At 70.2% G+C, this 21,114-nt stretch carries 18 protein-coding genes; 10 read left to right on the plus strand and 8 right to left on the minus strand.

Annotated features, from left to right (window positions below; translation table 11 throughout):
- Positions 1–43: 43 nt before the first annotated feature.
- The gene (locus AB0E78_RS15710) at positions 44–1,105 is read right to left on the minus strand and encodes a YafY family protein (protein WP_361832405.1); all 1,062 of its coding nucleotides are present in this window, start codon (positions 1,103–1,105) and stop codon (positions 44–46) included.
- Between the two features lie 62 nt (positions 1,106–1,167).
- Between AB0E78_RS15710 and AB0E78_RS15715 the strand changes: the two genes are divergently transcribed.
- Entirely contained in the window at positions 1,168–2,766 is a 1,599-nt protein-coding gene (locus tag AB0E78_RS15715) for an MFS transporter (RefSeq protein ID WP_361832407.1), read from the plus strand.
- A 38-nt stretch (positions 2,767–2,804) separates the two neighbouring features.
- On the opposite strand, the gene AB0E78_RS15720 is transcribed toward AB0E78_RS15715, so the two are convergent.
- The gene (locus tag AB0E78_RS15720; protein WP_361832409.1) at positions 2,805–4,076 is read right to left on the minus strand and encodes an extracellular solute-binding protein; all 1,272 of its coding nucleotides are present in this window, start codon (positions 4,074–4,076) and stop codon (positions 2,805–2,807) included.
- A gap of 211 nt (positions 4,077–4,287) precedes the next feature.
- Here AB0E78_RS15720 and AB0E78_RS15725 point away from each other — a divergent pair, with 211 nt between their 5' ends.
- From AB0E78_RS15725 to AB0E78_RS15745, 5 genes are all read left to right on the plus strand, one after another.
- The gene (locus AB0E78_RS15725) at positions 4,288–5,007 is read left to right on the plus strand and encodes a TetR family transcriptional regulator (RefSeq protein ID WP_361832410.1); all 720 of its coding nucleotides are present in this window, start codon (positions 4,288–4,290) and stop codon (positions 5,005–5,007) included.
- Positions 5,008–5,169: 162 nt separating this feature from the next.
- Positions 5,170–5,931 carry a DeoR/GlpR family DNA-binding transcription regulator gene (locus AB0E78_RS15730; RefSeq protein WP_361832411.1) on the plus strand — a complete coding sequence of 254 codons (762 nt, stop codon included), beginning with the start codon at positions 5,170–5,172 and terminating at the stop codon, positions 5,929–5,931.
- Positions 5,932–6,191: 260 nt separating this feature from the next.
- Positions 6,192–7,139, plus strand: coding sequence for a 1-phosphofructokinase (gene pfkB, locus AB0E78_RS15735; RefSeq protein ID WP_361832812.1), 948 nt, complete (start codon positions 6,192–6,194; stop codon positions 7,137–7,139).
- A gap of 82 nt (positions 7,140–7,221) precedes the next feature.
- Positions 7,222–9,231, plus strand: coding sequence for a fructose-specific PTS transporter subunit EIIC (locus AB0E78_RS15740; protein WP_361832412.1), 2,010 nt, complete (start codon positions 7,222–7,224; stop codon positions 9,229–9,231).
- 137 nt (positions 9,232–9,368) lie between these two features.
- Entirely contained in the window at positions 9,369–9,623 is a 255-nt protein-coding gene (locus tag AB0E78_RS15745) for a hypothetical protein (protein ID WP_361832414.1), read from the plus strand.
- A 23-nt stretch (positions 9,624–9,646) separates the two neighbouring features.
- On the opposite strand, the gene AB0E78_RS15750 is transcribed toward AB0E78_RS15745, so the two are convergent.
- The 4 genes from AB0E78_RS15750 to AB0E78_RS15765 form a co-directional block, all read right to left on the minus strand.
- Complete coding sequence (locus tag AB0E78_RS15750; RefSeq protein WP_361832416.1) at positions 9,647–10,438, minus strand: DUF6227 family protein; 792 nt, start codon at positions 10,436–10,438, stop codon at positions 9,647–9,649.
- A gap of 161 nt (positions 10,439–10,599) precedes the next feature.
- Positions 10,600–11,829, minus strand: a complete 1,230-nt coding sequence (locus tag AB0E78_RS15755; protein ID WP_361832418.1) for an Ig-like domain-containing protein — start codon at positions 11,827–11,829, stop codon at positions 10,600–10,602.
- Positions 11,830–12,028: 199 nt separating this feature from the next.
- Positions 12,029–13,171: a P1 family peptidase gene (locus AB0E78_RS15760; protein WP_361832420.1), complete on the minus strand. Its 1,143-nt coding sequence runs from the start codon at positions 13,169–13,171 to the stop codon at positions 12,029–12,031.
- Positions 13,172–13,197: 26 nt separating this feature from the next.
- Positions 13,198–14,412, minus strand: a complete 1,215-nt coding sequence (locus AB0E78_RS15765; protein WP_361832422.1) for a low temperature requirement protein A — start codon at positions 14,410–14,412, stop codon at positions 13,198–13,200.
- Between the two features lie 237 nt (positions 14,413–14,649).
- On the opposite strand from AB0E78_RS15765, the gene AB0E78_RS15770 reads away from it, so the two are divergent.
- The 4 genes from AB0E78_RS15770 (at position 14,650) to AB0E78_RS15785 (ending at position 19,816) form a co-directional block, all read left to right on the plus strand.
- A complete protein-coding gene (locus tag AB0E78_RS15770; RefSeq protein WP_361832424.1) occupies positions 14,650–16,083 on the plus strand; it encodes a NarK family nitrate/nitrite MFS transporter in 1,434 nt (477 codons plus the stop codon).
- 315 nt (positions 16,084–16,398) lie between these two features.
- Positions 16,399–18,657, plus strand: coding sequence for a formate C-acetyltransferase (pflB, locus tag AB0E78_RS15775; RefSeq protein ID WP_361832426.1), 2,259 nt, complete (start codon positions 16,399–16,401; stop codon positions 18,655–18,657).
- Positions 18,658–18,768: 111 nt separating this feature from the next.
- On the plus strand, positions 18,769–19,551 hold the full coding sequence (pflA, locus tag AB0E78_RS15780) for a pyruvate formate-lyase-activating protein (protein ID WP_361832428.1): 783 nt from the start codon (positions 18,769–18,771) through the stop codon (positions 19,549–19,551).
- Between the two features lie 37 nt (positions 19,552–19,588).
- Entirely contained in the window at positions 19,589–19,816 is a 228-nt protein-coding gene (locus AB0E78_RS15785; RefSeq protein ID WP_361832430.1) for a hypothetical protein, read from the plus strand.
- A 7-nt stretch (positions 19,817–19,823) separates the two neighbouring features.
- On the opposite strand, the gene mscL is transcribed toward AB0E78_RS15785, so the two are convergent.
- Positions 19,824–20,300 carry a large conductance mechanosensitive channel protein MscL gene (mscL, locus tag AB0E78_RS15790; RefSeq protein ID WP_361832431.1) on the minus strand — a complete coding sequence of 159 codons (477 nt, stop codon included), beginning with the start codon at positions 20,298–20,300 and terminating at the stop codon, positions 19,824–19,826.
- Positions 20,301–20,486: 186 nt separating this feature from the next.
- On the minus strand, positions 20,487–21,041 hold the full coding sequence (locus tag AB0E78_RS15795; protein WP_361832433.1) for a hypothetical protein: 555 nt from the start codon (positions 21,039–21,041) through the stop codon (positions 20,487–20,489).
- Positions 21,042–21,114: the final 73 nt, after the last annotated feature.

The raw sequence follows: 21,114 nt of genomic DNA on the forward strand, positions 1-21,114 counted from the left end.
GGCACCGGGGCTCATTTTTCTCGTCCCCGCAGGGCCGGACCCGCTAGGCAGGGGCGGAGGCGCGGTTCAGGCGCGAGCCCATGTCCCGGAGGCATGTGATCAGTTCCGGGGGGCCGTGGGCCACGAAGTCGCAGCCCGCCGTGGCGAGACGGACCGCGAGCCATTCGATGGAGTCCGTCACCGTCGCACGGAGCCGGCACGTCGTGGCCGTCAGGGACTCCGGCGTGCCCAGGGCCGCCGGGAACCTCGCCGCGATGGACTCCGCGGACGCCTCGAACGTCACGTCGATCGCGTACGAAGGCTGGCCCCGCCACATCGACCGGCGGATGAACTCCGCGGCGTCCCCTGTCGGCAGCTCCCTGGGGACGAAGCGGGCGCCGGTCGCGAAGGGGGACGACACCCGGTCCACCCGGAACGTGCGCCAGTCGTCGCGGTCGATGTCGTACGCCACCAGATACCAGCGCCGCCCCGTCGACACGAGACGGTGCGGCTCCGTCAGACGCCGGGACTCCGTGCCGTCACCGGAGCGGTACGCGAACCGGAGGCGCTCCTGGCCCGCCGCGGCGGACGCCATCACCGTCAGCGTCTCGGGAGCGATGCTCGCGCCGTCGCCGCTGGTCAGCGGGGTGGTGGCGACCTGCAGGGTCTGTACGCGGTGCCGCAGCCGGGACGGAAGAACCTGCTCCAGCTTCGCCAGGGCCCGTACCGACGCCTCCTCCACCCCCTCCACCGCATGGCCCGCCCCGGCCCGAAGCCCCACCGCGATCGCCACGGCCTCCTCGTCGTCCAGGACGAGCGGAGGCATCGCCTTGCCCGCGACGAGGCGGTAGCCGCCGGCCGCCCCCTGGCTCGCCTGCACCGGATAGCCGAGGTCCCGCAGCCGGTCGATGTCGCGCCGCACCGTGCGACGGCTGACCCCGAGCCGGTCGGACAGCTCACCGCCCGGCCACTCCCGCGGGGTCTGGAGCAGGGAGAGCAACTGCAGCAGCCGAGCCGGAGTGTCCGTACCGCCGGAACCGCCGGAACCGCCGGAACCGCCGGACCTTTCTGAGGCCGAGGTCGAAGCCGACGCCGAGCCCGAAGTCGTGCCGGAAGTTGATGTCATGTTTTCCAGGATGCCGCGCATCTAGGACACGCTCTGGCCTATATGCCTTCTAGATTCCTCTCATGACTTTCAGCAGCCCCGCCACAGCACCGACCGGAGCGGCCGCCGCCGCCGACCGGCGCCGCTGGTTCGCCCTCGCCATCGTGATGACCGCGGCCTTCATGGACCTGGTCGACGTCACCATCGTCAACATCGCGATCCCGTCCATCCAGCAGGACGCGGGCGCCACGTACAGCCAGATCCAGTGGATCACCGCGGGCTACGCGCTCGCGTTCGCGGCCGGGCTCATCACCGGCGGGCGCCTCGGCGACATCCACGGACGCAAGCGGATGTTCCTCATAGGCATCGGCGGCTTCACGCTCGCCTCCGCCCTCTGCGGCTTCGCCGCCAACCCGGAGATGCTGGTCGCGTCCCGGATCCTGCAGGGCGGCATGGCCGCGATGATGGTGCCGCAGGTCCTGTCGATCGTGCACGCCACCTTCCCCGCGCACGAGCGGGGCAAGGTCTTCGGGCTCTTCGGCATGATCGTGGGCCTCGGCGCGGTCTCGGGACCGCTGCTCGGCGCGCTGCTGACCCAGTGGAACCTCTTCGGGCTCGAATGGCGCCCGATCTTCCTCATCAACCTGCCCGTCGGCATCGCGGGGCTGATCCTCGGCAGCAAGTTCATCACCGAGTCCAAGGCACCGAAGGCACTCAAGCTCGACCTCGTCGGCGTCGTCCTCGTCACGCTCGGCCTGCTGATGGTGCTCTACCCGCTCACCCGTGGGCGCGAGTTGGACTGGCCGCTGTGGGGTTACGCCATGATGGCGGGCGGACTCGTCGTCTTCGGCGCGCTCATCGCGTACGAGAAGGCGAAGGCGGCCAAGGACGGTTCGCCGCTGGTGGAGCTGACCCTGTTCAAGGTGAAGAGCTTCGCCGCGGGTATAGCGGTGCAGACCGTGTTCGGTGTCGCGCTTGGCATCTTCTTCCTGGTCTGGACGCTCTACATGCAGGCAGGGCTCGGCTGGAGCGCGCTGCGGGCGGGCACGACCGGGGTGCCGTTCTCGATCGCCGTCTCGGTGGCGGCCGGCATGTCCGTGCAGAAGCTCGTCCCGCGGTTCGGCCGCAAGGTGCTGCAGGGCGGCGCGCTCGTCATGGCCACCGGAGTGCTGCTCTACATCTGGGAGGCGGACCGGTACGGCGCGGGCATCGCGTCCTGGCAGATGGCGCTGCCGCTGGTCGTGATGGGCGCCGGCATGGGCCTCATCGTCGCGCCGCTGACCGACGCCATCCTGTCGGACGTGCCGCGTGAGCACTCCGGGTCCGCGTCCGGGCTGCTCAACACCGTTCAGCAGATGGGTACGGCGCTCGGACTGGGCCTGGTCTCCGTGGTGTTCTTCGGCGCGATCGACGAGAAGGCGGCGCGGAGCGAGGTGCCCATGGAGATCGTGGGGGCGTTCCAGAACTCGCTGTGGTGGGTCGTCGGCGTGCTCGTCGTGATCTTCCTGCTGATGTTCGCCCTGCCGTCGAAGCCGCGCCAGCATGTCGAGGGCGACGTTGGCGACGATGGTGGGGAAGAGGGCGGCGAGGGGGATGCTGTTGTCGACGCGTCGTCCGGTGAGTCCGGTGAGTCCGGTGAGTCCGGTGAATCTCCTGAGCGGGAGCCCGCGTTGACCTCCTGAGTCCCGGGAAGTGCGGGCGGGCGCGGCCCGGGCGGATCCTAGAGCTCTGCCTGGGCCGCCGTCGTGTCCAGGGACGCGAGTACGGCACCGGGGTCGCCGCCCTTGGTGACGGCGGCTCCGATCTCCTTGCGGATGGCCGCCCGGACCGTCGGCCACGAGCGCAGGCTGACCGGCTGGAACTGCGCCTGCGGCATCTGGTCGATGAACTTCCACAGCGGGCGCTGGGCCGGGTCCGCGCGCAAAGCCGCCGACGCGGAGCCGGTCACCGGGAGCGCGGCCTGGCCGCCGCCGTACGTCTTCGCCGACTTGCGGCCGTAGAGGTAGCTGAGGAACGTGCCGCACGCCTCGCCGCGGCCGTTCTGCTTGAACGCCATCAGCCAGTCGCTCAGGCCCACCGGCGCCGCCGCCCCGCCACTCCGCGTAGGGAACGCGGCATGCGCGTAAGGGAACTTGACCTTGTCGGCGGCTCCCATGAGCACCGGGTGTGCGATCAGCATGCCGATGCGGCCGCGCATGAACTGCTCGTACGCGGCCGTCCTGTTGAGCCCCGCCGGGTCCGCGCCCGCGAGGCCCTTGGCCACCAGTTCGTCCCGCAGCCAGGTCAGTGTGCGGACGTTGGCCGCGGTGTTGAAGTCGTAGCCGGCCGCGAGGCCCGCGTAGCCGCCTTCGTCCGCGAGCAGCCAGGACAGGGCCTCGTCCTCGGCGGCCTCGGGGCCCAACTGCAACCCGTACGGCGTCTTCACGCCGATCCCCTTCAGCGCCACGGCCGCCGCCCGCAGCTCGTCCCAGGAGGTGGGGGCGCCGGTGATGGCGGCCTGCTTGAAGAGGGCCTTGTTGTAGAAGAGACGCGGGGTGCTGGCGAGGAACGGAATGCCGTACTGGATGTGCTTGACCGATCCCGCCTCGGCGTACGAGCGGGTGAAGTCGGCCTCGGTGCGGATGTCGAAGAGGTCGGAGGCGCCGTAGAGCTGGTCGTCCTCGGCGTAGGGGGCGAAGACGTTCGACTGGGCGATGTCGGGGGCCTCGCCGTCCTTCACCCGGCGGGCGAGCGTCCGGTCCAGCTTGTCGAAGGGGACGCGTTCCAGGGCGATCTTGACGGTGGGGTGCGCCTTCTCGAAGGCGCTGACCAGGCCGCCCCACTGGTCGCCGATGGAGGAGCCGACGCTCTTGTCGTAGCTGGCGACGAGGACTTTGAGGGTGGTGGTGTCGCTACCGGGCGAACAGGCGCTGAGTCCGAGTCCGAGTCCGAGGGCGGAGACGGAGGCGCCGGTGAGACCGGCCGAGTTGGTCAGGAACTGTCGACGACGCACCGGGCTTGCCACCTTCGTGAACGCACTGGATCTTGCTGGCTCTGCATGCTGGTGGCAGATTGTGTCACAGGGGCATGTTGTGCCTTGGATGGTGGTGGGCGTGCCCTGGGTGGTGGTGGGGGGTGGCTCGGGTGGTGGGATGGCGTGCGGCGGGTAGGGGCCCGCCCGCCTCCCGCCTGGTCTCCGTGCCCGCTGGCATAACCTGCCTCGCATGCCCGCAAGTTCGCTCAACTCGCCCCATTCCGATCGGCTCGGTCCGCTCGGTCCGCTCGGTCCGCCCGATTCGCTGACCGAGCGCCGTAAGGCGGAGACGCGCCTGGACATCGCGCGCACCGCCGCCGCGCTCTTCGTCGAGAACGGGCTCCGGGCCACCCGTGCCGAGGACATCGCCCGAGCGGCGGGCGTCGCGCCGCGCACCTTCTACCGCTACTTCGCGACGAAGGAGGAGGCCGTGGCGCCACTGTTCGCCGCGGGCGCGCGGCAGTGGGCGGAGGCGGTGCGGGGCGCGCCCGCGAGGCTCTCGGTGCGGGACGCGCTGCGGCATGCGGCGGCGCGGGCGCTGGTCCCGGACAGCGACGCGGCGCCGGGGCTCGCCATCGGGGACGCCGAGGCGCTGGAGTGGGTGCGGGCGCTGCTGCGGATGGCGAGGGAGAGTGCGGCGCTGCGGGCGGTGTGGTCGGAGGCCTGCCACGACGCGGAGGAGACGCTGATCGCGATCCTGGCGGAGAGGGAGGGCCGCGGACCGGAGGCAGAGCCACGGGCGGAGGCGGCCTCGCTGGAGCTGCGGCTCGTGGCGGGTGTCGCCAGCGCGGCGGTTCGGGTGGCGGTGGAGACCTGGGCGGCCGGTGACGAGCCGGCCGGGGGAGAGGCGGGCCCCGCGGCTCTGACGGAACGCTGCATCGAAGCCTTGGAGGGCTTCCGCTGGCCGTAGGACACGGGTGTGGTGGGCCCTAGTGCCCGTGGGAGCCCGCCTCCGACGGGACGAAAATCCGTTTGTGTCTGCTTGAGGTCCGAGCTTGTTTACTTTGCGGGAACCTGGTCGTAGTCTGCGAGTGAAACCACAGGTTCGGGCATTACTCGGAGGCGAACGGACATGTACGCACCGGAGCGGCAGCAGGAGATCCTGCGGCTCGCGCGGGACGGCGGGCGGGTCGACGTGCTGTCGCTCGCCGAGGAGTTCAAGGTCACCGCGGAGACCATCCGGCGTGACCTGAAGGCCCTGGACCGGGCAGGACTCGTGCGCCGCGTGCACGGCGGCGCCATACCGGCGGGACGCCTCGACTTCGAACCCGACCTCGCCGAGCGGGAGGGCACGGCGGCCGACGAGAAGGACCGCATCGCGCACGCCGCCCTCGCCGAACTCCCGGCCGAGGGCAGCGTCATCCTGGACGCGGGCTCGACGGTCGCCCGCCTGGCGGCCTCGCTCCCACTGGAGGCGACGTTCACCGTCGTGACGCACGGCCTTCCCACCGCCGCCCGCCTCGCCGACCACCCCGGCATCCAGCTCCACCTCATCGGAGGCCGCGTCCGCAGCCGTACGCGGGCCGCCGTCGACGCGTGGGCGCTGCGGGCGTACGGAGAGATCCGCGCCGACGTCCTCTTCGTCGCCGCGAACGGCTTCTCCGCGGAAGCAGGCCTGACCACCCCCGACCTCGCCGAAGCGGCCGTCAAGCGCGCGGCGATCGGCGCGGCCCGCCGCGTGGTGCTCCTCGCGGACTCCACCAAACACGGCCAGGAACACTTCGCCCGCTTCGGCGACCTCGCAGACGTCGACCTCCTGATCACCGACACCGGCCTCACCCCCGAGACCGCCACGGAGATCGAGAAGGGCGGCACGGAGGTGGTGCGGGTATGAGCGGCGGGGGCGTGGGCGGCGCGGACGCGAGCGGCGCGGGCATGAACGGCGCGAGCTCGGACAGCCCGGACTCGGACAGCCCGGACTCGGACGGCCTGGACTCGGACGGCGCGGGCGTAGATGGCGCTGACACAGACGGCCCGCGCACGGATGACCCGCGCGCGAACGACCCGCGCACGCACAGCGCGGACAAGAACGGCCCCCGCACGCACGCGGGCAGCAGTGGTAAGCAGTTCGGCACAGGAACGGTTCGTACGCGCATGATCCTCACCGTCACCCCCAACCCCTCCCTCGACCGCACCTACGAGGTCCCCTCGCTGGACCGTGGTGAGGTCATCCGGGCCACCGGTGACCGGATGGACCCGGGCGGCAAGGGCGTCAACGTATCGAGGGCGGTCGCGGCGGCCGGTGCGGCGACGCTCGCCGTGCTGCCGCTCGGCGGTGCGCCCGGCGCGCTCGTCGCCCAGCTCCTCGACGAGCAGGGCATCGAGGTCGCGCCGGTCCCGGTCGCGGGCCAGACCCGCTCCAACATCGCGGTGGCCGAACCCGACGGCACCCTCACGAAGATCAACGCCACCGGCCCCGAACTGACGCGCACGGAGGCCGAGTCGCTGCTCTCCGCCGTGCGGGAGCGGTCCACCGGCGCCGACTGGATCGCCTGCTGCGGCAGCCTGCCGCGCGGCCTCGCCCCTTCCTGGTACGCCGACCTGGTGGCCCGCGCGCACGCCGCGGGCGCCCGGATCGCCCTCGACACCTCGGGCCCTGCCCTGCTCGCCGCCCTCGCCGAACGCCCCGACGTCGTCAAGCCGAACGCGGAGGAGCTCGCCGAAGCGGTGGGCCGCCCCCTGGCGACGGTCGGCGACGCGGTCAAGGCGGCCGAAGAGCTGCGGCAGCTGGGCGCGCGGGCCGTGCTCGCCAGCCTCGGCGCGGACGGCCAGCTCCTGGTGGACGACACGGGCACGTACTTCGGCAGCGCACCGGTCGACGCCGTACGCAGCAACGTCGGCGCCGGTGACTCCTCCCTGGCCGGTTTCCTCGTCGCGGGCGGCACCGGCGCCATCGCCCTCGCCTCGGCCGTGGCGCACGGCGCGGCAGCCGTCCAGCTCCCCGGCAGCGCGATGCCGACCCCCGCGGACCTCGCGCCCGACGCGGTCACCGTCACGACGGAGATCCCCCTGGACCGCGTACTGACGGAGCCGGCGCCATGACCCCCACCCACACCCAGTCCCCCCTCTCCACCCCCGTCCCCACCCCCGCCCTCCGGGCGATATGCGTGCGAAGGAGCCCGCGATGAGCGAGATGATCACCGCGGAACTGGTCGACCTCGAAATCGACCGGTCCGCAGGAACCAAGGAAGCGGCGGCCCGTGCCCTCGCCGAGCGCATGGTGGCCCTGGGCCGGGTGACCGATCTGGACGGGTTCCTCGCCGACGTGGCGGCCCGCGAGGCGCAGATGCCGACCGGCCTCGACGGCGGCATCGGCATCCCGCACTGCCGCAGCGCCCACGTCACCGAGCCGACCCTGGCCTTCGGCCGCTCGGCGGAGGGAATCGACTTCGGGGCGCCGGACGGACCGGCCGACCTCATCTTCCTGATCGCGGCTCCGGCGGGCGCCGACGACGCGCACCTGACGATTCTCTCGTCGCTTGCACGGCAGTTGATGGACGAGGAGTTCACGACAGCACTGCGGGCAGCGCAGGACGCGCAAACGGCAACGGACTTGATCCGGGGCAATGGGCGGGCGAGCGGGGAACAACCCGCGGGCAGCGCGGCAGAAGAAACCGCGGACCCGCAGCCGGAAGACCCCGCACCCCCGGCGGAGCCGTTCCGTATCGTCGCCGTCACGTCCTGCCCCACAGGCATCGCCCACACCTACATGGCAGCCGAGTCCCTGGAAAACGCCGCCCGCGAGGCGGGCGTAGAGCTGACGGTGGAGACCCAGGGTTCAGCAGGCTTCACCCGCCTCGACCCGGCGGTCATCGGAGCCGCGGACGGCGTCATCTTCGCCCACGACGTCCCCGTGCGGGACAAGGACCGCTTCGCCGGAAAGCCCACGGTCGACGTCGGCGTGAAGGCAGGCATCAGCAGGCCGGCCGAGCTCATCGCGGAGGTCAGGGCGAAGGCCGCCCGCGGCGAGATCACCTCGGGCGCCAAGGCGAGCCCGGTGGACGACGCGGGCGAGAGCGGCGACGGCTACGGCACCAAGCTGCGCAAGTGGCTGATGTCCGGCGTCAGTTACATGGTCCCCTTCGTCGCCGCGGGCGGTCTCCTCATCGCACTGGGCTTCGCCATCGGCGGCTGGAAGATCGACAAGGCGCCGTCCGTCGCCGAGCACTTCGTGTGGACGGACACCACCAGCTGGGCCGCGCTCCTCTTCCAGATCGGCGGGCTCGCCTTCGCCTTCCTGGTGCCGGTCCTCGCGGGCTACATCGCGTACGGAATGGCCGACCGGCCAGGACTCGTCCCCGGATTCGTCGGCGGCTCCGTCGCCGTCACGATCAACGCGGGCTTCCTGGGCGGCCTGGCGGCGGGCCTGATCGCGGGTGCGGTCGTCATGGGCATCCAGCGCGTGCGGATCCCGGCCGTGCTGCGGGGCATCATGCCCGTGGTCGTGATCCCGCTGATCTCATCCGCGATCGTCGGCTTCCTGATGTTCCTCGTCATCGGGAAGCCCATCGCCTCGCTGCAGAGCGCGCTCACGGACTGGCTGGAGGGCCTGTCCGGCGCCAACGCGATCATCCTCGGCGTCATCCTCGGCCTGATGATGTGCTTCGACCTGGGCGGCCCGCTGAACAAGGTCGCGTACGCCTTCGCCGTCGGCGGCCTCGCCAACCCGACCGAGGGCAGCTTCAAGGTCATGGCCGCGGTGATGGCGGCCGGCATGGTCCCGCCGCTGGCCATGGCCCTGGCGACCACCGTCCGCGGGCGTCTCTTCACCAAGACCGAGCGCGAGAACGGCAAGGCGGCCTGGTTCCTGGGCGCCTCCTTCATCACGGAGGGCGCCATCCCGTTCGCCGCGGCCGACCCGCTGCGGGTGATCCCCGCCTCGATGCTGGGCGGCGCGGTCACCGGCGCCCTGTCGATGGCCTTCGGCTGCACGCTGCGCGCCCCGCACGGCGGCATCTTCGTGGTGCCGCTCATCGGGCAGCCGCTGCTGTACCTGGTGGCGATCGTCGCCGGTGTCGGCGTCTCGACCGTGGCGGTCATCCTGCTCAAGGGCGCCCGGAAGACGGCCTCTTCGGAGAGCGCCACCGGGGCCGAGGAGGCCGCGGCGGAGGAGCGGGTGCCGGCGGCCGTCTGAGACCGGCCATCCGAACTCTGAGTGTTCGGCCCCTATGAGGGGCCTATGAGGGGGGTTGTGCGACATACGTCACTTCAGGACGTAAGTCCCACAACCCCCCTGTCGTTGGGCCCGGGTCGTGATGTCTACTGTGCGGCATGTTCCAGAATGTCTCGATCCTCCAGCAGGCAGGCGTGGCCGTACTGACCGCGGCGACCGTCGTCTGGGCCGTGGGCCTGGTGCGCGTGATGCGGCGCGATCAGGTCGACGTGGACGTCTGGCGCCGGTCCCAGGCGCTGCGCGCGCTGCCCGCGCAGTCGGGCCCGCCGCGCGCGGAGGCGGTCGAACTGACGCCGGACGAGCGGGCCGCCTTCGCGGGCCTGGTGCGACAGTTCGGCGACGGCCGCCCCTGAGGCGGAGGTCTATCCTCTTTGTCCTACTTCATGCGCTGCTGGGGGATGCTCCTCGCGCGCTGCTCCATCGCCGCGCGGGCCGCTTCCTCGGAGGCGTACACCTCGCAGCGGTGCCGCTTGTCGGGCGTGACCGTGTGCTCGACCTCCCAGAGGCTGAGCTCGCTGCCGTCGAAGAGCAGGAACGCGTGCTCGTAGAGCGAGAAGCAGAGGCGTGCGTCGCCCGCCAGGCAGGGGCGGCCGAAGGCCTGGGTGATCTGGTGCGCGAACGCCGAGCGCAGTAACCGCTCCAGGTCCTCGCCGGGCCGTCCCTCGCTCACCGAGTTCTCCGCGCGGCGCAGCAGCCGGCGGCCGTGGTCCGCGGAGTCGTCCGGGACGTACGTATGGCGGGGTTCGTCGGCGGCTGGGAGCTGGAGCACGACGGGCTGCTCGCAGAGGCCGGCAGGGGTGTCGGGCGGGAGCGGCAGGCGCGAGGTGGCGACCCCGGCCTCCTCCTCGTCCGCGTAGAGCTCGTACTGGGCGTGGCTGCCGGGGCCGGTGTTGTGCACGAGCTCCCAGAGCGTGAGCGCACCGGCGTCGGCGAGGAGCCACGTGTGACGGTAGGTCTCGCGGTGCAGGCCCGCGCTGTGGTGCGCGGAGTGCAGCGAACTGTCGTACGCCAGAGCGGAGTCCAGGAGCCCTATCGTCTCGTCCGGCAGGTCGAAGGAGTTCATCGCGCGGCGAAGAAGCCGCTCGAGATGCTCCTGCGGAGAGTGCGGGGACTCCTGCTCGGCAGACTGTGGCTCGTACGCCGTCTCGTACTCGTACGGAACGCTCAAGGTCTCTCCCGGCGTTGCTGCATGTCACCTTGTGAGTGCATACCGTAGCCCCTGCGTCGGACATCATGCCCGGGAACCGGAAAACGTGCGAGCCGCACGGCAAGTTCCCGTGCGGCTCGCGGTGTTGGGCCTGGTGAGAGGGTCAGGAGTGGCGGCTGGGATCAGCCCGCACTGCCCGCCGTCCACTCGCTCCAGGACATGTTCCAGCCGTTGAGGCCGTTGTCCGGCGCGATGGTCTCGTCCGGGGAACCCTGGACCGTCACGATGTCCCCGATGAGGGAGTTGTCGTAGAACCACGCGCCCGGCGTGCTGGAGTCGCCGGCGCCCTGTGCGTCCTGCAGGCCGACGCAGCCGTGGCTGGTGTTGGCGCTGCCGAAGATCGAGGGCGAGCCCCAGTAGTTGCCGTGGATGAAGGTGCCGGAGGACGACAGGCGCATCGCGTGCGGGACGTCCTTGATGTCGTACTCACCGCCGAAGCCGACCGTGTCGCCGTTCATCCGGGTCTGGGTGAACTTCTCGGAGATCACCATTTTCCCGTTGTACGTGGGGTTCGACGGGCTGCCCGCGGAGATCGGGATGGTCTTGATGACCTTGCCGTCGCGCTCGATCGTCATCTTCTTGGCCTTCACGTCGACCGTGGAGACCTGCGCGCGGCCGATGGTGAAGGTGACGGTCTTGTTCTGCACGCCGGTGGCGCCGTCCGCGCCCTTCACGCCCTCGAGGTCGATCTTCATCGTGACCTTGGAGCCGGCCTTCCAGTACTCCTCGGGCCTGAAGTCCAGGCGCTGGTTGCCGAACCAGTGGCCCACGACCTTCTGACCGCTGTCGGAGGTCACCTTGATGTGCGACTGGACGGACTGCTTCTCGGTGATCGCCTTGTCGAAGTTGAAGGAGACCGGCATGCCGACGCCGACCTTCGTGCCGCCGTCGGGCGTGTAACTGCCGATGAAGCTGTTGTCCTTCGAGACCGTGGTGAAGATCGAGTTCTCGGTCGCTTCCTTGCCCTTGGTGTCCTTGGCATCGGCCGTGATCTTGTACTTCATGCCGCGCTCGAGCTGGGCCTTGGGCTTCCAGCTCGTGCCGTCGGCGGAGAGGGTGCCGTCGACCGCCGCCCCGGTGGAGACCAGGGTCATCTTCACCTCGGTCAGCTTGCCGCCCTTGACCTTGACGCCGGTGGCGTTGATGGACGCGCCGGTCGAGCCGTCCTTCGCCGAGATGGTGATGTCGGCGCCCTGCGCCTTGGACTTGCCGTCCTTGCCGTCTCCGTCGGCGTCCGCGTCGCCGCCACAGGCCGTGAGGGCGAGTGCACCCACGGCGGCGAGCGCGGTGGCTGCCAGAAGGGTGCGCCGCCGGGGCTTGGCTATGTGCGACGTTGTCACGGGCTGCTCCATCTTTGTGCGAAGTGCGCGTTCTGATCCAGTACGAGTTAAGAGCGGCCTGCTGGCGGAAAGGTTCCTTCCGCTTAATGTGAGCGCGGGCACATGGCCATAGCCCGTCGGTGGCCCAACAGGCTCTGGTCCGCGCCTATTTGTAGCTGTTCTTTCTGGGAATTCCCATAGATGGCGCTTTGGGCTTTATCAGGATGATCGGCTACTCGGCCAAGTCTGCCTGTCCGCCTGCTTGCTCGCCGTAAAGGTCTCGGTACGAGGGGAAGTCGCCGCCCGGCGTCCGGACGGACTCCGCGGCCAGGAGCGCCCGGACGATCGCCGCGGTCACCATGTCCGCGCCCGCCGCGAGGATCTCGTTCAGGGCGAGGGGGTTCTGCCCGGCCCCCGGCAGCGGCTGCTCGCCGGTCGCGAGGGCGAAGACGGTGTCCCCGTCGTTGAGGAGATGGACGGGCCGTACGGCGCGCGCCATGCCGTCATGCGACGTACCGGCGAGCTTCTGCGCCTGGGCCTTGGTGAGTTCGGCGTCCGTGGCGACCACGGCGAGGGTGGTGTTCAGCGGCGGAGGCCCGTTCCCGGCGGCGGCAGCGGCTTCGGCCAGGCGGCGTGCTGCCCGCTCGTGCACCTCGGAGGTGGGGTAGACCACCTGCCGCCCCTCGAAGTACCGCCCGTACAGCGCGCCCGTCCCCGCGTCGACCCCGGAGCCCGCCGCGTTCGCCACGACCAGGGCGGCGACCGTGATGCCCGAGTCCAGCCTGACGCTCGCGCTGCCGATGCCGCCCTTGACCTTCCCGACCACGGCGCCGGTCCCCGCGCCCACGTTGCCCTCCTCGACGGGCGTGAACGGTTCGCTGCCCGCGGCCGCCTCCACCGCGTCACGGCCCGTCGAGGCGTCGGGGCGTGCCGCGAAGTCGCCGCCGCGGCCGAGGTCGAAGACGCAGGCGGCCGGGACCACGGGGACGACGTGGGACGGATCGGGGCCGACCCGCACACCGCGGCCCTGCTCCTCCAGCCACGCCATCACGCCGGTCGCGGAGTCCAGGCCGTACGCGCTGCCGCCGGTCAGGACGACGGCCTCGACACGCTGCACCAGGTTGCGGGGGTCGAGCGCGTCCGTCTCGCGGGTGCCGGGGCCGCCGCCGCGCACATCCACGGCCGCGACGGCGCCACCCGCCGGGGCGAGCACGACGGTGGTGCCGGTGAGGTGGCCTTCGTGGGCGGGCGCGGTGCGGGTGGCATGCCCCACGCGAAGGCCGGGGACGTCGGTGAGGGAGTCGGTTACGGGGTGAGGCACGGGGTGGGCGACGGTGTCGGTTGTGGAGTCGCTGGGGGAGCTCGCTGAAGCCATGCCGACTTGCGTACCACGCGGGGCAGTTACCTGGCTGCCGCCCGGCGCGTCATACGGCTGGTGAGTGTCACGCCGGTCGTGACGGTGGCCGCCGCCACGATCCCCGCGACCAGGACCGCCCAGCCCCCGGCGAATGTGCTCGCGAGGGTGGCAAGCGCGCTCACGGGCAGCACCAGTTGCTGGGCGAGGCCCACCTTGTAGTAACGGGAGTGCAGCAGCCAGACGGTGAGGAGATACAGCGCCATCGGTACGGTCACGGCGGCGGACGCGGCGAACGTCGAGATGTGCGCCTTGCCGACGGCCTCCTCGACCGCGACCTCGATCCCGGCGCCGATCGCGGCCGCCGCGCCGAGGATGAAGTAGTGGCCGTATCCCCAGAGGAACGCCTGCCGGTTTCCGCTCAGGCGGCCGTGGATGGGCACGACGAAGTAGATCCACCAGGCGGCGAAGACCATCAGCAGGCCGCCCACCGCGATGGGCAGGAGCTCGCCCAGCGCGTCGTGCTCGTCGATGCCGGACTTCACGGCGACGGTCGCCGCCGCGATCGTCTCGCCGAGCACGATGATCGTGAACAGGCCGTACCGCTCGGAGATGTGATGCGGATGCCAGGCCGTCGTGTACGCCCGCTCCGCGAACACCGGCACGCACATCTCCGCGATCGCCATCCCGAGGAACAGCCAGGCCCGGCCGCCCTCCGGCAAGAACAGCAGCCCCGACCAGCCGATCTGACAGACCAGCACACCGGCCGCGTACCGCAGCGCGGTGCCGCGCTGGGCACCCGTGGCCGATCTGGCGACGCGCAGCCACTGGATGGTGAGCGCGACCCGCATGATCGCGTAGCCGAGCCAGATGAGCAGGAAGTCGTGGTCCTCGAACCCCTTGGAGACCCCGGCGGCGAACACGAGCACCCCGGCGATCTGTACGAGCGTGACAACCCGGTAGAGCACGTCGTCGTTGTCGTACGCCGACGCGAACCACGAGAAGTTGACCCACGCCCAGAACAGCGCGAAGAACACCATCGCGTAGTTGAGCACGCCCTCACCCGCGTGCCCCTCGGCCACGGCGTGCACGAGCTCGGCCCCGGCCTGCGCGACCGCCACGACGAAACAGAGGTCGAAGAAGAGCTCCAGCGGAGTCGCGGCCCGATGCGCTTCCTCGCGCTCGCGTGCGCGCAGGGGCAGCAGGGTGGCGGAGGCGGGCGGCGGCTCTGGTGTGGGCCCGGGGGCCGGCGTCGACGTCATGCGGCCAGCACAGCAGAAGGCTCCCGCCGAATGGGGCCGCGGCGCCCAGCGGGTCGGCACTGACACCCGGGCGCCGTACGGCAGGCGGCCCACGAGGTCCGAAGGCCCCCTGATCTTGGTGCCTTTGGGCTGGTCAACGGATGCCCTACGACTCTGCTCGCGAAGAACCGCGCGCGGGACGGTGGATACGTCAGGCCCCGGAGCAAGGTCGGGACCGGTAGCGAACTGGGAACCAACATGAGATCGCCTGCCACTCAAGAAGTACGGACCGCCCCCACGGGCACGACGTACGACCCCGCTCAGTACCGTCCCGGCAAGACCATCACCGACTGGGAGCCGGAGAACGAGCTCTTCTGGAAGTCCGTCGGCAAGAAGGTCGCCTCCCGCAACCTGTGGATCGCCGTCCCCGCGCTCCTGGTCGCGTTCGTCGTCTGGCAGGTGTGGTCGGTCACGGCGACCAACCTGAAGGACGTCGGCTTCGGCTTCTCCACCTCGCAGCTGTTCTGGCTGACCGCCATCCCCGGCATCACCGGCGGCACGGCGCGCGTCCTCTACACGTTCCTCGGCCCGATGATCGGCCAGCGCCGCTTCACCGCGCTCTCCACGGTCGTCCTGGTCATCCCGCTGATCTGGCTCGGCATCGCGGTGCAGGACCCGAACACCTCGTACGGCGTGATGGTCGCCATCGCGGCCCTCTGCGGTGTCGGCGGCGCGAACTTCGCCTCGTCCCTCGCCAACATCGGCTTCTTCTTCCCCAAGCGCGACAAAGGCAACGCCACCGGCATCAACGGCGGCCTCGGCAACCTCGGTGTCTCCGTCGTCCAGCTGGTCACCCCGATCGTCATCACCAGCTCGGTCCTCGCGGTCGGCTCGGCCCAGCACAAGGCGGACGGCACGCCGGTCTGGCTGCAGAACGCGGCGTTCCTGTGGGTGCCCGTCCTGGTGATCCTGGCCGCCGTCGCGTGGTTCGGCCAGAACGACCTGAAGGTCGCGTCGACCCCCTTCAGCCAGCAGAAGATCATCTTCAAGCGCAAGCACAACTGGCTGATGACCTGGCTCTACGTCGGCACGTTCGGTTCCTTCATCGGCTTCGCCGCGGCTCTGCCGATGCTCATCAAGACCACGTTCACGCCGATCGACGCGGCCTACTCCGCGGCCACGTACGCCTGGATGGGCCCGGCCGTGGGTGCGCTCGCCCGCTGGGCCGGCGGCTGGATCGCCGACAAGATCGGCGGCGCGAGGGTCACCATCATCTCGTTCGTCGGCATGGCGGTCTCGATCATCGGAGTCATCAACTTCCTGCCCTCCGGCGGCGACAACGGCAACTTCTACGGCTTCTTCGCCTGCTTCCTGTGCGCGTTCTTCTTCTCGGGCATCGGCAACGGCTCCACGTTCCGCCAGATCCCGGTGATCTTCCGCTCCCAGCACCTGAAGGGCCTTGAGGAGGGCACCCCCGCCTACACGAAGGCGCTGAAGCAGTCCGAGATGGAAGCGGGCGCCGTCACCGGCTTCACCTCCGCCATCGCGGCCTACGGCTTCTTCTTCATCCCGGCGATGTTCGCCAACTTCGCGGTCACCAGCGCGATGTGGGGCTTCGTGGCCTTCTACGTCAGCTGTATCGCGGTCTGCTGGTGGTTCTACGCCCGCAAGGGCGCGGAATCCCCGAGCTGACGCCCTCGGCGGCGTCGGCACGGTGGGCCGGGTGTGGGAGCACCCGGCCCACTGGCATGTCCCGGTCCCGCGCCACGGCGCGCAGGTCCCGGTCCCGTACCACGGGATGTCCGGGAAATTCTTGTGAATGCATTCACAAGCGAACTTAGGTCCAAAGTCCTGATGGAAGTCGCAGGTCAGGGTGGGTGAGTGCGGGTTCGGTTGCGGAGGGAAAGGACCTCGGGCCCTGAAGTGGGGACCATTGCGGAGCCCCTGACCGATCACATCGGAGTGGAATGGACACATAGCGAAAAGGCGATACGGAAGGTGTCTGCGATGACTGCCACTCCCGCGGAAACGACAGTGCACGGCGAGGCATGGGACGGCTTCAAGGGCGGTCTGTGGCGGGACGCCATCGACGTCCGCGACTTCGTGCAGCAGAACTACACCCCGTACGAGGGGGACGACTCCTTCCTGGCCGGCCCGACCGAACGCACCACCCAGGTCTGGCAGAAGCTCCTGGCGATGTTCCCCGCGGAGATCGAGCGCGGCATCTACGACGTGGACGTGAAGACCCCGTCCCGCATCGACGCCTTCAAGCCCGGCTTCATCGACGCCGACCGCGACCTGATCGTCGGCCTCCAGACCGACGCCCCGCTCAAGCGCGCCATCATGCCCAACGGCGGCTGGCGGATGGTCGAAGGCGCCCTCAACGCCTACGGCTACGCGGCGGACCCCGAGGTCAAGGACATCTACACGCACCTCCGCAAGACCCACAACGAAGGTGTCTTCGACGCCTACACGCCCGAGATCCGCGCCTGCCGCTCCTCGGGCATCATCACCGGCCTGCCCGACGCCTACGGCCGCGGCCGCATCATCGGCGACTACCGCCGCGTCGCGCTCTACGGAGTCGACCGCCTCATCGCCGCCAAGGAGGCCGACCGGGACCGGCTGGGCGAGGAGTGGGCCACCGAGGACGTCATCCGGGCCCGCGAGGAGACCTCCGAGCAGATCAAGGCCCTGGGCGAGCTGAAGGCCATGGCGATGTCGTACGGCTACGACATCTCGGCCCCCGCCGGCACCGGCCGTGAGGCCGTCCAGTGGCTGTACTTCGCCTACCTGGCCGCCGTGAAGGAGCAGAACGGCGCGGCCATGTCGATCGGCCGCATCGACAACTTCCTCGACATCTACCTCCAGCGCGACATCGAGGCCGGCCGCATCACCGAGGCCGAGGCCCAGGAGTTCATCGACGACTTCGTCATCAAGCTCCGCATCGTCCGCTTCCTGCGCACCCCCGAGTACAACGAGGGCTTCTCCGGCGACCCGACCTGGGTCACCTGGTCCATGGCGGGCATCGGCGAGGACAGCCGACCGCTGGTCTCCCGCACCACGTTCCGTGCCCTGCAGACCCTCTACAACCTGGGCCCGGCCCCCGAGCCGAACCTCACGGTCTTCTGGGCGCGGGAACTGCCCCAGGGCTTCAAGGACTTCGCCGCGAAGGTCGCCATCGACACCTCGGCCATCCAGTTCGAGTCCGACGACCTGATGCGCCCCAAGTACGGCGACGACACCGCGATCGCCTGCTGTGTGTCGGCGATGGCCGTCGGCAAGCAGATGCAGTTCTTCGGCGCCCGCGTCAACGTAGCCAAGGCCCTGCTCTACGCGATCAACGGCGGCCGCGACGAGAAGACCGGCAAGCGCGTCGTCGAGGGCTTCGAGCCCATCGAGGGCGACTACCTGGACTACGACACCGTCGCCGAGCGCTACGACGCGATGCTCGGCTGGCTCGGCAAGACCTACGTCCACGCGCTGAACGTCATCCACTACATGCACGACAAGTACGCCTACGAGCGCATCGAGATGGCGCTGCACGACCAGGAGATCCTGCGCACGATGGCGTGCGGCATCGCGGGCCTGTCCGTCGCCGCCGACTCGCTCTCCGCCATCAAGCACGCCAAGGTCAAGGTCATCCGCGACGAGACGGGCCTGGCCGTCGACTACGAGATCGAGGGCGACTACCCGGCCTACGGCAACAACGACGAGCGGGCCGACCACATCGCCCGGCGCATCGTCTCGGACTTCATGGGCAAGATCCGGCAGCACCCGACCTACCGGAACGCGGTGCACACCCAGTCCGTCCTGACGATCACCTCGAACGTCGTCTACGGCAAGAAGACCGGCAACACCCCCGACGGCCGCCGCGCGGGCGAGCCGTTCGCCCCCGGCGCCAACCCTATGAACGGCCGTGACCAGCACGGCTACATCGCCTCCGCGCTGTCGGTCGCCAAGCTCAGCTACGACGACGCCGAGGACGGCATCTCGCTCACCAACACCATCACGCCCGACGCCCTGGGCCGCACCCCCGGGGAGCGGATCCAGAACCTCTCCGGAGTCCTCGACGGCTACATGGCGAGCGACGGCTTCCACATGAACGTCAACGTGCTCGACAAGGCGACGCTGGAGGACGCCATGGAGCACCCGGAGAACTACCCGCAGCTGACCATCCGGGTCTCCGGCTACGCGGTCAACTTCGTCCGCCTGACCCGCGACCAGCAGCTCGACGTCATCAACCGCACCTTCCACGGCTCCCTCTGAGCCACTGGCTCCCCACGAGCCACCCCTGATCCGCGGCCCCGGAGCCGGACCCTCACTCCGGCTCCGGGCGCCGCGAACACCACGTCCTGCCAGTAGTTCGGGAGTTCTGCCATGGCTGTCCTGCTCGACACGGCGACCCCGGCGGCCGCGGTCACCCGGCGCCCCGTCACCGGATCCCTGCACTCCTGGGACCTGTCCACCGGCGTCGACGGCCCCGGCACCCGCTTCGTCACGTTCCTCTCGGGCTGCCCGATGACCTGCCTGTACTGCCACAACCCCGACACCTGGCGGATGCGCGACGGGAAGCGGACCACCGTCGACGACATGATCACGGAGGCCGCCAAGTACACCAGGTTCATCGCGGCGGCGGGTGGCGGTGCCACCGTCAGCGGCGGCGAACCCCTCCTGCAGCCCGTCTTCACCGGCGAACTGCTGCACCGCCTCAAGCACGAGCTCGGCCTGCACACCGCCCTGGACACCTCGGGCTTCCTCGGCGTGCGCGCCACCGACGCCCTGCTCCGGGACGTCGACCTCGTGCTCCTCGACATCAAGTCCTGGGACCGCGAGACGTACAAGAAGGTCACGGGTCGCCCGCTGCGGCCCACCCTCGACTTCGCCGAGCGCCTCGCCGGCCTCGGCAAGGACGTCTGGGTGCGCTTCGTCCTCGTCCCCGGTCTCACCGACGACCCGGAGAACATCGAAGGCGTCGCCCGCTTCGCCGCCTCGCTCGGCAACGTCTCGCGCGTCGACGTGCTGCCCTTCCATAAATTGGGCGAGGCGAAGTGGGACGCCCTCGGCAAGGACTTCACTCTGCGCGACACCCCTTCGCCCACCCCCGCCGAGGTGGCCGCCGCCAGGGAGATCTTCGCCGCCCAGGGGCTCACGGCCGTCTGACGGCCGCCGCGACGCCCCACGGACGTACCCTGGACATATGAGCACCGCCCCTGCCCCCGAACCGCGTGATCCGGAGGAATCGGAGACCCCGAAGCACTCCGAGGCGCCGAAGAAGCCGAAGAGCGCCCTGGTCTTCGACGACCCCCTGTCGCAGCAGTCTTCGGACGACACGGACCGCGGGTGGGGCGAGCGGCCTCCGGTCGGCGGCGACAGCGCCGCCGACCTGGCGCGTTTCCTCGACGAGAAGCCGCCCCACCACGTCTGAACCCGCGCTAGCGCTCGTCGTGCCCCGAGCCGCGCTGCGCCACCAGTGCGTCGCGGATCTCCTTGAGGACCTCCAGCTCCGAGATCTCGATGATCTCCTGCGTGCCCTCCTTCGCGGCCCTCCGCGCGGCCTGCCTCGCCAGATACTTGGCCATGGGCAGCACCATCAGGAAGTAGACGACGGCCGCGGTGATCACAAAGCTGAGGGTCGCGCTGAGGACCGAACCCCACATGATCGGGATGCCACTCTCGACCGTGCCGTCCGCCTTCGTGACGCACGGGGACTTCAGGCACGAGCTGTAGTGATCGAGATCCTTCGTGCCGAAGGCACCGACCAGCGGGTTGATGACACCCTTCACCACGGAGTTCACGATGTTCGTGAACGCGGCTCCGATGACCACCGCGACCGCCAGGTCGACGACATTGCCGCGCATCAGGAAGGCCTTGAAGCCGTCCCAGAGACCCGGTTCGTTCTTCTCGCTCACCACGAGGCCTTTCGTTGCAAATGCAGTTCGTGAAACAGACAGCTTCGCAAACTACGGTAGGGCCTGGTAGGACTGTCCAATTGGGCAACCCGAACGAGCGACTTGACAGAAAGTCGATGCAGTCGCACACATCGTGAGTCGGCACGCGGGTCAGTACGCGAGTGAGTACGTGGGTCAGCACGTGAGTCAGCACAGCGTCACCGCCAGGCGCATGCCCGCTCCGGCACCGGCGAGCCGTGCCGCCGTCGCCCGTGGCACGGAGAGCACGACCAACGCCCCGGGCTCAGCCGCGCTTTCGGCCGCACCCTCTTGAGGCCCGGGCACCTCGGTCACCCTCGCCCCGGCGGCCACCACCCGCGACGCGGAGCCGTCGGAGGCGACGACATCGACCCGGTCGCCCCGGTGCAGCAGCCGCACCGTCTCCGCGTCCGCGATCCGCACCGGCGCCGTCACCAGGGCCGCGGCCCGAGGACGCTCCGTCCCGGCCCGCGAAGGCGCGGCGGCGGCCGCCGGATGTCCCTGCGACGGCGCCTGTTCGGCATGTCGCGGCCCGGCGGCCACGAGCGCCGCCGCGGTCACCGCAAGCCCCGCGGCCATGGCCCGTCGTCTGTGCCGCAGCAGTCTTCGCAGGCCGCGGTGCCCGCCGCTGACCCGCACGGGGGAGAAGTGCGGCACGGGGCACGGTGGGGGAGGAGGAGGGGAGGAGATGTCTGAGGGAACGTGCGCCACGGCGGCCACCACCTGCGGGGTCGAGAGAGCTGCGGATCTTGCCTTCCGCTCTCACGATGCGGGCTCCCGCCGCATCCCGCTGAGC

This window comes from Streptomyces sp. NPDC032198 (genome assembly GCF_040636975.1).
Taxonomy (GTDB): Bacteria; Actinomycetota; Actinomycetes; order Streptomycetales; family Streptomycetaceae; genus Streptomyces.

Bases quoted from the DNA above. Each gene is read 5' to 3' on its own strand.
- AB0E78_RS15710 (WP_361832405.1), bottom strand. From the start codon at position 1,105: ATGACATCAACTTCCGGCACGACTTCGGGCTCGGCGTCGGCTTCGACC.
- AB0E78_RS15715 (WP_361832407.1), top strand. From the start codon at position 1,168: ATGACTTTCAGCAGCCCCGCCACAGCACCGACCGGAGCGGCCGCCGCC.
- AB0E78_RS15725 (WP_361832410.1), top strand. From the start codon at position 4,288: ATGCCCGCAAGTTCGCTCAACTCGCCCCATTCCGATCGGCTCGGTCCG.
- AB0E78_RS15730 (WP_361832411.1), top strand. From the start codon at position 5,170: ATGTACGCACCGGAGCGGCAGCAGGAGATCCTGCGGCTCGCGCGGGAC.
- pfkB (WP_361832812.1), top strand. From the start codon at position 6,192: ATGATCCTCACCGTCACCCCCAACCCCTCCCTCGACCGCACCTACGAG.
- AB0E78_RS15740 (WP_361832412.1), top strand. From the start codon at position 7,222: ATGAGCGAGATGATCACCGCGGAACTGGTCGACCTCGAAATCGACCGG.
- AB0E78_RS15745 (WP_361832414.1), top strand. From the start codon at position 9,369: ATGTTCCAGAATGTCTCGATCCTCCAGCAGGCAGGCGTGGCCGTACTG.
- AB0E78_RS15755 (WP_361832418.1), bottom strand. From the start codon at position 11,829: ATGGAGCAGCCCGTGACAACGTCGCACATAGCCAAGCCCCGGCGGCGC.
- AB0E78_RS15760 (WP_361832420.1), bottom strand. From the start codon at position 13,171: ATGGCTTCAGCGAGCTCCCCCAGCGACTCCACAACCGACACCGTCGCC.
- AB0E78_RS15765 (WP_361832422.1), bottom strand. From the start codon at position 14,412: ATGACGTCGACGCCGGCCCCCGGGCCCACACCAGAGCCGCCGCCCGCC.
- AB0E78_RS15770 (WP_361832424.1), top strand. From the start codon at position 14,650: ATGAGATCGCCTGCCACTCAAGAAGTACGGACCGCCCCCACGGGCACG.
- pflB (WP_361832426.1), top strand. From the start codon at position 16,399: ATGACTGCCACTCCCGCGGAAACGACAGTGCACGGCGAGGCATGGGAC.
- pflA (WP_361832428.1), top strand. From the start codon at position 18,769: ATGGCTGTCCTGCTCGACACGGCGACCCCGGCGGCCGCGGTCACCCGG.
- AB0E78_RS15785 (WP_361832430.1), top strand. From the start codon at position 19,589: ATGAGCACCGCCCCTGCCCCCGAACCGCGTGATCCGGAGGAATCGGAG.